The organism is Sorangium sp. So ce363, from assembly GCF_051520435.1.
In the GTDB taxonomy this organism is placed as follows: domain Bacteria; phylum Myxococcota_A; class Polyangia; order Polyangiales; family Polyangiaceae; genus Sorangium; species Sorangium cellulosum_B.
Genome location: NZ_CP150333.1, coordinates 2149884 through 2162153, shown reverse-complemented (window position 1 = coordinate 2162153; position 12270 = coordinate 2149884). Strand labels below are relative to the sequence as shown.

Genomic DNA, 12270 nt, shown 5'->3' with positions numbered 1-12270 from the left:
CCTCGATCTGGCTGGCTGCTTCCCGTTCTCGCGTCACGACGATTGCGAGCACAAGCCCATGTACTGTGAAGCGAATCAGGGTGGAGCAGGGGGAGCGGGTGGCGTGGGCGTCGGGGGGACCGGCGGCGCAGGAGGGAGCGGAGGCGCAGCGGGGACCGGGGGTGCAGGGGGGACCGGGGGTGCAGGGGGAGGGCCGCCGCCGGTGGTGTGCGTGCCCAGCGAAGGGCAGGGCTGGACCGCGGACGAGAGCTGCGGCGTGTTCGTGTCCGCCACGGCGAGCGACGGCGGCGACGGGACGCCCGAGGCGCCGGTGAAGACGCTCGCGGAGGCCATCCAGCTCGCCGCACAGCAGCAGGACGAGAACGCGCGGCGCGTGTACGCCTGCGCCGAAAGGTTTGAGGAGACGCTCACGGTGACTGCGGGCGTAACCCTCTTTGGTGGGCTCGATTGCGGCGCGAACTGGCAGTGGGGGGACGGGAGGAAGACCACCCTGACGGCGTCGCCCGGGGCCGTGCCGCTGACGATGAACGCTGTGGACGAGACGGTACGCCTGGAGGATCTTCATGTCCTTGCTCCATCGATCGATCCGAACGATGCGGGGACCTCCGCCATCGCAGCGATCGCCGATCACGGCAAGGTCAACCTGGTTCGGTGCACTCTCGAGGCCGGCCATGCGGCGCCCGGGGCCCCGGGGGTAGCCCCTCCTCCGCAGCGCGAATCAGGCTCCGACGGCAGCCCCGGGACTGCAGCATGCTTTGCGGACGCGGTGACGACCGAAGCGCCGCTGCCCAATGATTGCGGCACAACAGATCCCTCCGACGACTCGACCGGCGGGCGGGGCGGGAACAGCTACGAAGATCGCGGGGGCTCCGGCACGAGCGGTTCTCCCGGCGAGGAGAGCAATGACAACGCCGGCAAATACAGTGCTATGAACGGGACGTGCAGCGACGGCCGGAGGGGTAGAGACGGTGACCCGGGCGACCCAGGCACAGGGGCACGCGGCATCGGCCAGCTCTCGATCACCGGCTACGCCGGTGTACCCGGCCGTGATGGCCAAAGCGGGAAGACCGCCCAGGGCGGCGGGGGTGGCGCCGGCTCCCGCGGGAACACCGAATGCCCTGGTAATGCCGACGGCGGCGCCACCGGCGGCAACGGCGGCGCAGGCGGCTGCGGCGGTGCAGGCGGCAAGGGCGGCTCTCCAGGTGGGTCCAGCATCGCTCTGATCAGCCTCAACGCAGAGCTCTCGTTCCATGATGTCCGCCTGATCGCCGGCAAGGGCGGCAACGGCGGCGACGGCAACGTCGGCCAGACCGGCGGATCGGGTGGGTCCGGCGGGACAGGCGGGACGGGTTCGGGCGCTTCTATGGTGCGCGATGCCTGTGCCGGCGGCAGGGGAGGCCAGGGAGGCACCGGCGGCCGGGGCGGCGGCGGGCAGGGCGGCCATTCCCTCGGCATCGCCTTCCTGGGCACGCCGGACACCTCCCCGTCACTTGACGGCACCATGGTTCTACTCGGCACGCCTGGCGCCGGTGGCGCAGGCAGCGACGTCGAGCAGGACGGCGATGCGGGGCAAGCCAGCACGATGTTGGACTTCTCGACTCCGCAGCGCGCTCCGGCGCCGTGAGGTCCTGCCGCCATCTCCGCCTCGGTCTGCCCCTCGCCTCCGCGGATCTCCGACGGGTCTCGGGGACATCGCGCATCGATCTACCGAAGTCCACCCTCGCTCCAGCGACATGCGATATCGATCTTCTGCTGTCTCGCATCGGTTTCTGGCGGCGGCACGTTGGCTTTTCGAAACCCCGCATCGATTTTCGAAGCTCGGCACCCTTTGTCGACTTCCCCAGCGCAGGCGCCTCGCCCGGCGATGCGCCACGTGCAGCAGGCGCCGTGGGGTGCGGCGCCACCCCCATCCACCGAGTCCTCCCGCCACATCGTGCGCGATCCGCACCGCCAGCGGCACATCCAGCCGCCGCCTCGCCTCGAGCAGCGCCGCCTCGCTCTCCCCGACGAGCAGCTCCATGATCAGGCACGGCTCGCCGCTCTCGGTGCGAGCCACATCGATCACGTCGACGATGTTGCGGTGCTGAAGCGCGCCGCACGGCTGCGCCTCGCGCAGGAGCCGCTTCCGCAGCGAGGGATCCCGGTCGGGCGATCACCTTGAGCGCCACGCCCCGTGGCCTCGTTGGTCGCGGCCCAGACGACCCCCATCGTCCCCTGCCCGATCTTGCGGTGCAAGCGGTACATGCTGGCGAGCAGCATGCCCGGAAGCCGCTTGTACGCCTCGATCGGCCCCGACATAGGCCCCCGGTAGGTCCCGCCGCCTGCGCAGGCCTGCCATTGCGCTCGCGCGGCCGGAACGACCGAAGCCTGGCTCCCCCGCGCGCAACACCGCTCAGGGAGCGTAGGGATCCCTCTTCTTCGCCTGGTCCCGTAGGCAGTTCGTCCGCATGAACCCTGTCTTGCCCGCGCACGGATCTGCGGGTTGCCGCCGGACCGCAGGTGGCTGTGCAGGCCGCGACGATGCGGGCGCAGGCTGTGCCGGAGGCTGGATCCTGGGCTGCGCCGCAACGACCGACCGCGCCGACGCGGGCGCCGCAGCAGAAGGCGACGCCGCGACCACCGACGCCACCGCCGGCGGATTCGGCGCCTCCACCGCAGGCTGACCCTGCGCCGCCAACGCCGGCTCCACGCCTGCCGGCCCCGCGTCCGGCGCAATGTTCGCCCCGCCGGCATCCGCGGGCTCATCCACCCTGGGCGGCTCAGCCGCCACCGAAGCCTGAGGCGCAGCGGTCGCCGGCGGAGGCGGCGGGTCCGGCGGCCTTGCCGCGCTCGTTGCGGCGCTCTCGATCCCGGCCTCCGGCAGCGCCTCGATCCCGGCTGCGCTCTCCGTGGGCGCTGACGAGCGCAACGCGACGAAGAGCGCTGCGCCCACCAGGCCAGCCGCGCCGGCGGCGAGCGCCGCGATAGCCGGGCCTGGAAGGCGCTTCCAGCCTGCCTGCCGCCGCGGCGGCGTCCGCGGCGCCTGCAGAGGCACCGGCGTTGCGCGCGCTGCCCAGGGCGACGGCTGCGCGCCTCGGGCTGCCTCCGGGCCCGGCACGAGCGGCGCGGTCGTCGATTTCCCCGGCTCACCGTGGCCCCATGCGGGCGACGCGCCCAGCGCCGCCTCGGCGCTCGCCATGGCCTCCGGCTCGAGCCTCTGGGTCAGCTCGGCGTTCCACTCCCGCTCCGGCGCCCCGCTCGCCATCGGCGACACCGGCGCCCCGCTCGCCATCGGCGACACCGGCGCCCCGCTCGCCATCGGCGACACCGGCGCCCCGCTCGCCGTCGGCGACACCGGCGCCCCGCTCGCCATCGGCGACACCGGCGCTCCTGCCGGCGCCGCGCCGGGAAACGCGGGCGCCTCCATCGCCGCCACCTGCCCGCCGCCCCCACCCCCGAAGCTCGCCCTCGCGCCCGCGCCCGCCGCCGTGTACCCCTCGAGGAGGTCCGCCACCTCCGCCGCCGACCCGATCCGCTCGTCCCGGTGGCGCGCCATGCACCGCGCCACGAGCTCCACGAGCCCCGGGTCCACCCGCCGCACGTACCGGGAGATCTTCGGTATCTCGCCCGTCAGGATGCCGGTGAAGACCGCCCTCGCGTCCCCCTGGAACGGCCGCATGCCCGTCAGCATCTCGAACAGCACCACGCCGAGCGACCAGATATCGGCTCGGTGGTCGACGTTCGGCTCGGCCCTCACCTGCTCCGGGCTCATGTAGAGCGGCGATCCCACCGCGCCGCCCGTCGCCGTGCGGATGCCGTCATTCACGGCGAGGTTCTTCGCGACCCCGAAATCGAGCACCTTCACCACCGGCTCGTCCGCGTCGGCCTCACGGTGCAGGAAGATGTTCGCCGGCTTCAGATCGCGGTGGACGATGTGCAGCGCGTGCACCGCCGCGAGCCCCCTCGCCACGTCTCGCCCGATCGACGCCGCCACGTCCGCGTCGAGCCGCCGCCTGCGCACGAGCAGGTCCGCGAGCGTCTCTCCGGTGAGCAGCTGCATCACCAGGAAGGGCTCGCCGAACTCGGTCTCCCCCATGTCATACATGTCGATGACGTTGCGGTGCCGCAGCGCCCCGCCATTGCGCCCTTCACGCTGCAGCCGCCTCCGGAGCTCGGGATCCGGGCGGTGAATCAGCTTCAACGCCACCTCACGCGAGGTGGACAGGTTGAGCGCCGCCCACACGACGCCCATGGATCCCTCTCCCAGCCGCCGCACCAGCTTGTACTTCTCGGCGATCACCAGGCCGGCAGCGATCTGCGTGAAGGAGGTGGACATCGAGCTCAGCAGGGTGGGTCGAGGCGCGTCGCCGCGGCGGGCGAGGTCGCTTTACCTAGCGCAAACGAGAGGGCGACGCGGAAGGTAGCACGCTCTCCGCCGGGGTCCCTCGGGCGCTCCACCTCGCTGCGCCGCAAGAGATACCCCGCGGCCATGCCGATCCCCAGGAGGAGCGCCGCCGCGACCACGGCCATCGCGATCCACACGACAGGCGAGCGGGCGGGCGCAGGAAGCGGCCTCTTCGGCTCGGGGAGCGGATCGAGCGGCACCGTGCCGCCGTGCGACAGCGCCTGTCCGAGGGGAGCGGCCGGACGCGCCGGCGACGCGCTGGACGCGCTGGCCTCTGATCGATAGGCGGCCGCCTGCTCCGGTGACATCTTGATCGTCCCGCGGTCCCCCAGCAGAGGATTGCTCGCCATCCGCTCCCGATGCCCCGGTGCCGCCGCCCCGCCCGCCGCCGGCTGCCCCGACCACGCGCCCGCCGCCGGCTGCCCCGGCCACGCGCCCGCCGCCGGCTGCCCCGGCCACGCGCCCGCCGTCGGCTGCTGCGGCGCCGCGACCGCCCCGCGCGGCCCTGACACCGGCGTGTTCGGGTGTCCCTGCGGGGCCTGCAGATGCGCCACGGACGCCGGGAGCGGCGTCCCGGTCGCCGGCGTCGGCGACCGCCCGGGAGCGGCCCCACCCCACGACCCTCGCCCGAGCTGCTGCGGGATCTCGTGCCGCAGCTCCGGCGACGACCCCGGCCTCGAGGGCACGCGCTGCGGCGCCGACGGCGTGACGAACGGCTCGAGCGCCGCCGCGACATCGGCCGCCGAGCGCGGTCGCTTCTCGCGATCGCGCTGGAGACACTGCGTCACCAGGGCATCGAGGCCGGGATCGATCTGCCAGACAGACTGGGACACCGCCGGGATGTCGCCGTGCAGCACGTTTCTCAGGAGCTCATGCGCCTTGCCCTGGATCGGCCGCCTGCTCGTGAGCATCTCGAACATCACCACGCCGAGCGCCCAGAGGTCCGCGCGCGTGTCGATATCGCTCTGCGCCCGCACCTGCTCAGGGCTCATGTACGCCGGCGAGCCGATGAGGATGCCTGTCGCGGTCTTCACCTGTTGAGGACCCGCGAGGAACTTGCTCACGCCGAAGTCGAGTATCTTGACGATGGCGTCGCCCTCGCCAGGCTCGGTGTGGAGAAAGATGTTGGACGGCTTCAGGTCGCGGTGGATGATGCCCCGCTCGTGCGCGGCGGAGAGGCCGCGGGCGATGTCCCGAGCGATGCGCGAGGCATCGTGGATCTCCAGCTTGCGCTTGCGCTTGAGCAAGGACGAGAGCGTCTCGCCGGAGAGCAGCGGCATGACGAGGAACGGATCGCCGTTCTCCGACTCTGCAGCATCGTAGATATCGACGATGTTCCGGTGGCTCACGGCGCCGCAAGCGCGCGCCTCCCGCAGCAGCCGGACGCGGAGCTCCGGGTCGGGCCGCACCAGCAGCTTGAGCGCGACCTCTCGAGAGGTAGCCTCGTTGTGCGCTGCCCAGACGACGCCCATCGCCCCTTCGCCGATCCGCCGAAGAAGGCGGTATTTGCCGCAAATGAGCGCACCTGGCGGCGGCGCGGCAGGAGCCGAAGGGGACTGCATGGGGTGGTCTCGCTGGAGGACGGACGTGGCAGCAGGTCGACGGTGCTTGGAAGAAGTGTCGCAGGTGAGGCAGCGCACCGTCAAGAAAAGCTGCCGGCCGGGCTCGCAGAGCGCGAAGCCGGCTCCGGCGCTTCCGGTGTGGGCACGCGCTCAGCGCACGTGATCGTCGCCACGTCGTCGCTGCCCAGGAATCGCGGCGTTACCGTGGCGTCATTTCGGGAGGGGCGCCCCGAGCCGCGGAGAGGCCGAGTCTATTTCTTGAGCTTCGCCTCGCACTGCTTCTTCGCCAAGAACCTGAGATGAGCGCACGAGGCCGCGGATGGGGCAGGAGCAGCCTTCGCGGGCTGCGATGTCGCGGGAGGCGCCCCGAGCGTCGAGCTGCCCGGCTTCGCGCCGCTCGCCGTCCCCGGCGCCGTGCCCGCGCCGCCGCCTGGCGCCGACGCGCCGGCCGCGCTGCTCGTCGGAAGGGCGCTCGGCGCCGAGGGCACGGCCGGCGCCAGCGCCGAGGAGCCCGGCGGCGCCAGCGCCGAGGAGCCCGGCGGTGCCTCCGCGGATGGCGCCGAGGAGCCCGGCGGTGCCTCCGCGGATGGCGCCGAGGGTTCCTGCGCTGGGAGCTCCTCGTTCCGCGACGGCGCTCCCCCGCGCTCCGGCGCGGCGACCGTGTCTCCTCCGGCGCGGTCCAACGACGGCATCGCGCTCCCGGACACTTCCGGCGCGGCCGACGATGTCTCCGGCGACCTCAGCGAGATGAGCATCCCCACGAGGATCAGCGACAGCGCAGCAGCCACGATCGCGAGCGTCGCGGCCGTACGCTTGCGCCTCGGTTCGCCGCCGTGCGGGGCCCGCTCCTGAGCGTCCTGGGCCTGGTGCACCCCGACCTGATGGACCGACGGGTGGTTCGAGACGAGCGGGGTCGTCGACGAGCTCCCGGCCTGGCGCGGCGCGCCCGTTGCCGTGGTCGCGCCCGACCTGGAGTCCGAGGCGCTCGCGCCCGCTTCCGGGCCGAGCCTCGCGGCCGGTGCCGAGCTCCAGCTCGACGGCGCCGCGAGGCCTCCGGCCGGCAGCGCGCCAGCAGGGCCGAGGCCACCTGGCCCCGCCCCTGCCTCGGGCATCGGCGGCGCGTTCATGCGCACCGTCATCGCCCAGGAGCCCTGCTGCGGCGCCGCCACGGGCGCAGGCTGCACCGGAGCGGCTTGCGCCGCGCTCGCCTGGGACGGCTCCGGCGCTGCAAACGCCGCCACCGACGACGACGGGGGCCGAGGCGCAGCGGCGGCAGGCCCCGCCGCCGGATAGGTCCCCGACCCGGCGCGCGGCCCCGCGGCCCCGGCCGCATCCGCGTTCCGCCGCGTGAGGGGCAAGGTCGCCACGTCCTCGTCCCGCAGCGCGCGCACCACGGACGCCGCGGCCAGGTGCTGGCCCGAGCTGCCCGGACGCCGAGGAACCGCGCCCGCCGCATGGCCGGCGCCCGACGCTGGCCCCCCATCCGCCGCGCGGCTCATGCCCGACGCTGGCCCCGCAGCCCCCTGCCCCGGCCCCAGCGACCTGTGCGCCTCAGGCGACTCCTGCACCGGCACCGGGGCCCGCGGCCCCCCACCGAGCAGCGCCAGCGGCAGCGCTCCCGCGCCCCCCTCGACGCTCCCCGACCGGTTCACCACCGACACGGGTTGCGCCACTGACGCAGGCTGCGCCGCGAGCGCCGACCCGGGGTGCGCCACCGACGCAGGCTGCGCCGCGAGCGCCAACCCAGGTTGCGCCACCGACGCAGGCTGCGCCGCAAGCGCCAACCCAGGTTGCGCCGCAAGCGCCACCGTGCCGCCTTGCGACTCCTCCCAGCCGCCGTCCACATCCTCGTCCGGGAGCGCCCCCCGCCCCTCCGGCGACGACTGCCGCAGCGCCGCGTCCCTGCCCGGACCCACGCCGCGCTCCGCGTACCGATCGAGCAGCGCAGCGACCTCCGCCGCAGAGCTGATCCGGTCCGCGCGATCCCTGCGCATGCAGCGGGCGATCAGGTCGACGAGCCCCTGGTCCACCCGCCTCAGGTACTTGGACACGGTGGGGATCTCGCCCGTCAAGATCCCCATGAACACCGCCTGCGCGTCCCCCTGGAACGGGCGCATGCCCGTCAGCATCTCGAACAACACGACGCCGAGCGCCCAGATGTCGGCCCGGTGATCGACGTTCGGCTCGGCCCTCACCTGCTCCGGGCTCATGTAGAGCGGCGACCCGACCGCGCCGCCCTGCACCGTATGCAGGCCGTCGTTGACCGAGAGGTTCTTGGCGACCCCGAAATCGAGCACCTTCACCACCGGCTCGTCCATGTCCGGCTCGCGGTGCAGGAAGATGTTCGCCGGCTTCAGATCGCGGTGGATGATGTGCATCGCGTGCGCCGCCGCGAGCCCCCTCGCCACGTCTCGCCCGATCGACGCCGCCACGGGCGGGTCGAGCCGGCGCCGCCGCGCGAGCAGCTCGGCCACGGTCTCCCCCGTGAGCAGCTGCATCACCAGGAACGGCTCCCCGGCTTCGGTCTCCCCCATGTCGTAGATGTCGATGACGTTCCGGTGCCGCAGCGCCCCGCAGTTGCGCGCCTCGCGCTGCAGCCGCAGCCGGAACTCGGTCTCGGGCCGGTGGATCAGCTTCAGCGCCACCTCGCGGGCCGTCGCCACGTTCACCGCCGCCCAGACCACGCCCATCGCCCCCTCGCCGATCTGGCGCAGGAGCCGGTACTTCCTGTCGATCAGCACACCGGACGCGAGCAATGTCGAGCTCTTCGGCGAGGGCATCATCGGCTTTCCGGAAGCGCGACGCGCCCCGCCGTCACGGAGCGCGCACGGACGGCCGCGACCAGCAGAGCGATGCGAGCCACGGCGCACCCACGACGCCCCCGCCGCCCAGCGCTCACGCCGCGCGAGCCGTCAACCACCTGCGCCCGCGCGACATGACATCCGGTCCCCAGGTCCACGGGACAGCCTCCTGTGCGGGCATCCTACAGCAGATCTCCCTGGCGCGATACGTTCCCTGCAAGGACGAACGCACGAAGAAAACCGACGAGGAAAGAGGGAGAAGCCCGATTCGCTCCAGCCAGGCGCGGACCCACGCTCGTCGCCAACCGGCAAATCACTCGTGGGGAAAGCGAGGCGCACATGAGCGACACAACCGTCATGAAGGTCTCCTCCGGCCGCTCTCCGACAGGCCAGATGGGACAAAAATACCTGGCCTCCGGGATCCAGGTGTCGATGCGGCTCTGGGAACGCGAGCCGCCAGGCGACGCCAAACAGCCGACCGCGCGGGATTACGAGACCGTAGGGTTCGTCATCGCTGGACGGGCCGAGCTGCTCATCGAGGGGCAAATGGTGCGCCTCGAGCCGGGCGACTCCTGGACGGTCCCCAAGGGGGCGTCGCACTCTTACAAGATCATCGAACCGTTCACCGCCGTGGAGGCGACGAGCCCGCCAGCCGGCGTCCACGGGCGGGACGAGACCGGGGCGACGCCCTCTGGCAAGACCTGAGACCACGAGGCGGGGGTCTCGCCCCCTGGAAGCCCGAGCTCACCCGGACCTCACAGCGCGGTGCCAGCGCCAGACGCGGGCTTCTCCTTGTCCTGCGCCCCCTTGGCGCGCCCCGCCGGCTGCGGCTCGGCGGCGCCACGCCCCGCGGACTTCTTGTCGTCCGCTCCACCCGCCGCCGGCTTCTTCTCGCCCTCGGCGGCCTTCTTCTCCTCCGGCCTCGCTCCGGCCAGGTCGCCCGCGCCCGACGCCCCCGCGCCGCCGGGCTTCCCCTCGCCCGCGCCCGACGCCCCCGCGCCGCCGGGCTTCCCCTCGCCCGCGCCCGCCTCGACGGGCGCCACGGGCGTCAGCAGCACCGCCGGCTTCACCGGCTCGGCCGCCGCCTTGTCGCCGTCGTCCACCGCGCCCGCGGCCTGAGCCGACGCCACGCGGACCTCATCCTCGCGCGGCTCGACCGGCGCCGGGTCGTCCGGTCGCGAGGTCGGCACGTACACCACCAGCCGATCCCCGGCCATCAGCGGGCTCCGCCGCGAGCGCTGGTTGATCCGCTCCAGGCTGCCGACGCTGAGGCCGTACCGGCTCGCGATCTTGCTGAACGAATCCCCCTCTCGCACCGCGATCTCGATGCGCTTCCGCCCCTTCAGCCCCTCGAAGTGCGCGAAGAACTCCTCCGAGCCGACCTCGATGACGCGCGCGCCGCCCTCGTCGAGCAAGAACACGCCGTCGTGGCGCTGCGACCTCGGGACGAACAGCTGGAGCGTCATCCCCTCATGGAGCGACGCCCCAGGCGCCAGCGTGTTCCAGCGGCAGATCTCGTCGGGCGTCACCGAGAGCACCGCCGCCAGATCCCGCAGCGCATCGCCCGCGACCACCCGATAGAACACCCGCCGGCGCCCCTCGTAGGAGAAGCGCTGCGCCGGGACCACCACGACCGGCTTCCCCTCGGACGACAGCGGCGCGCCGCTCGCGAGCAGGTGCTCGGCCGCCGCCGCCCCGACGCCCTCCGCCGCCGGGACGAACAGCAGCGCCCCGGGACGCACCGGCTCGCCAGCCCGCAGGCCGTTCAACGTCTGCAGCGTCCACCGCGTCGTCCCCCGGAACGTCGCGATGTCGTCGAGCGACTCGCCCCAGCGGACCAGGTAACGCTCGAGCTTCGGCTCGCGCTCCAGGAGCTTCGGCATCGACTTCGCCGCGCGCGCCCCCGCGCCCGCGGGCACCCGGACCTCCCAGCGCGCCTGCTCCTTCGCGTCCACCGGCGACGGCGGCGTGCGCTTCGCCACGAGCTGCGGGTTGAGCGCCTCGATCTCCGGCGCCGCCGCGCCCGAGGCCGCCGCCACCGCCTGCAGCGACACCCCGGAGCCCAGCGAGATCTTGTCGAACGTCACCGCCGGATCGAGCTCCACGTCATCGCAGCCGAACACCGCTGGGTTCCGCGCCACGATCGCGATCGCGAGGATCTTCGGTACATAGAGCGCCGTCTCGAGCGGCATCCCCGCCTCGAGCCGCGACAGCTCCCAGAAGTCGTTCGTGTTGTACTTCCGGATCGACGCGAGCAGCCCCCCGTACCCCATGTTGTACGCCGCGAACGCGAGCTCCCAGCCGCCGAAACGCCGCCGCAGATCCGAGAGGTACCGCGCCGCTGCCAAGGTGGATCGCTCTGGATCCAGGCGCTCGTCGACCCAGCGGTCGACGGTGAGGCCATAGATGCGCGCGCCCTCCGGCATGAACTGCCAGAGGCCTGCCGCGCCGGCCGGGGAGTGGATGGTCGGGTCGAAGCCGCTCTCGACGAGCGAGAGCCAGAGGAGATCCTCCGGCAGCCCCTGCTCGCGGAGGACGCGGCGGATGGCGGCGCCGTAACGGCCGCTCTTCTTGATCCACGTGACCACGGCGGAGCGGCCGCGCGGGTCGTCCTTGTAGTACTCGAGGTAGCGCACCACCCGGCCGTCCCAGCGGACCGGGATCTCGGGCAGCTCGAGCTGACGCAGCCAGGAGATGTCGCGGGTCTCCTCCGCTTCCGCCAGCGGGGCGGGCAGGCCCGCGGGCGGCAGGCCGGAGACCTCGAGGCGCGGCTCGCCCGCGCCGAGCAGGAGCGTGCCGTCGACCGGCCACGCGGGCCCGGCGCTCGGGGCCACGCCGGGAAACAGCGCCAGGTCGATCGCGCGCAGCGTGCGGAGCTCGGGCGACTCGCCTGTGCTCGCCCCCGCCGGTGTCGCTGTGCCGGCGATGACCCGCCGCGCCGCCTCGTCCGGCGCGCCCGGCTCCCCCGGCTTGCGCGTGTTCTTCGCCGCGCCCTTCTTCGACGGCTTCGATCGCGCAGCGGCCTTCGCCGGCGCCTTGGCCGCGCTCTTCGCGCCGCCCTTCCCGCCAGACACGGCCGCCACCCTGACCGGCGCCGGCTTCTCCGCCTTGCCCTCGGCCGGCCCGTCCTTCTTCGCGTCGGCCTTCGCCGGCTCCGCCTTCGCGGGCTCAGCTTTCGCCGGTTCAGCCTTCGCCGGCTCCGCCTTCGCCGGCTCCGCCTTCGCGGGCTCCGCCTTCGCGGGCTCAGCCTTCGCGGGCTCCGCCTTCGCCGGCTCCGCCTTCACCGGCTCCGCCTTGGCCGCGTCGGCCTTCGCCGGCTCCGCCTTCGGCGCACCGGCCGCAGGCCCCGCTACCTCCGAAGGAGGCGCCGCAAGGCCGTCGAAAGCGACGCCCGAGAGGGCGGCCAACCAGCCAAGACATACAAGCCTGCGTGCGGCGCGTCGGATCCGCATGTCAGGGACCGACCTGTCTCACGATGCGCCCGAGGGGTCAACTTTGGCTGCCCGCTGGAACCCAGCTCACC

7 protein-coding genes are annotated in these 12270 nt (G+C 73.3%); 2 read left to right on the top strand and 5 right to left on the bottom strand.

Features of this window, described 5'->3' with window-relative positions; genetic code table 11:
• Window positions 1-262 precede the first annotated feature (262 nt).
• Entirely contained in the window at window positions 263-1624 is a 1362-nt protein-coding gene (locus WMF12_RS08405; RefSeq protein WP_437869903.1) for a hypothetical protein, read from the top strand.
• Between the two features lie 437 nt (window positions 1625-2061).
• On the opposite strand, the gene WMF12_RS08400 is transcribed toward WMF12_RS08405, so the two are convergent.
• The 4 genes from WMF12_RS08400 to WMF12_RS08385 form a co-directional block, all read right to left on the bottom strand.
• Entirely contained in the window at window positions 2062-2298 is a 237-nt protein-coding gene (locus WMF12_RS08400) for a hypothetical protein (protein WP_437869902.1), read from the bottom strand.
• A 94-nt stretch (window positions 2299-2392) separates the two neighbouring features.
• Window positions 2393-4315 (bottom strand): protein kinase domain-containing protein, encoded by a 1923-nt coding sequence (locus WMF12_RS08395; protein ID WP_437869901.1) that lies wholly within the window; start codon window positions 4313-4315, stop codon window positions 2393-2395.
• A 5-nt stretch (window positions 4316-4320) separates the two neighbouring features.
• Window positions 4321-5946: a protein kinase domain-containing protein gene (locus WMF12_RS08390; protein WP_437869900.1), complete on the bottom strand. Its 1626-nt coding sequence runs from the start codon at window positions 5944-5946 to the stop codon at window positions 4321-4323.
• A 251-nt stretch (window positions 5947-6197) separates the two neighbouring features.
• Window positions 6198-8729 carry a protein kinase domain-containing protein gene (locus WMF12_RS08385; RefSeq protein WP_437869899.1) on the bottom strand — a complete coding sequence of 844 codons (2532 nt, stop codon included), beginning with the start codon at window positions 8727-8729 and terminating at the stop codon, window positions 6198-6200.
• Window positions 8730-9086: 357 nt separating this feature from the next.
• Between WMF12_RS08385 and WMF12_RS08380 the strand changes: the two genes are divergently transcribed.
• On the top strand, window positions 9087-9452 hold the full coding sequence (locus tag WMF12_RS08380; RefSeq protein WP_437869898.1) for a cupin domain-containing protein: 366 nt from the start codon (window positions 9087-9089) through the stop codon (window positions 9450-9452).
• Window positions 9453-9502: 50 nt separating this feature from the next.
• On the opposite strand, the gene WMF12_RS08375 is transcribed toward WMF12_RS08380, so the two are convergent.
• Window positions 9503-12154, bottom strand: coding sequence for a transglycosylase SLT domain-containing protein (locus WMF12_RS08375; protein WP_437869897.1), 2652 nt, complete (start codon window positions 12152-12154; stop codon window positions 9503-9505).
• Window positions 12155-12270 lie beyond the last annotated feature (116 nt).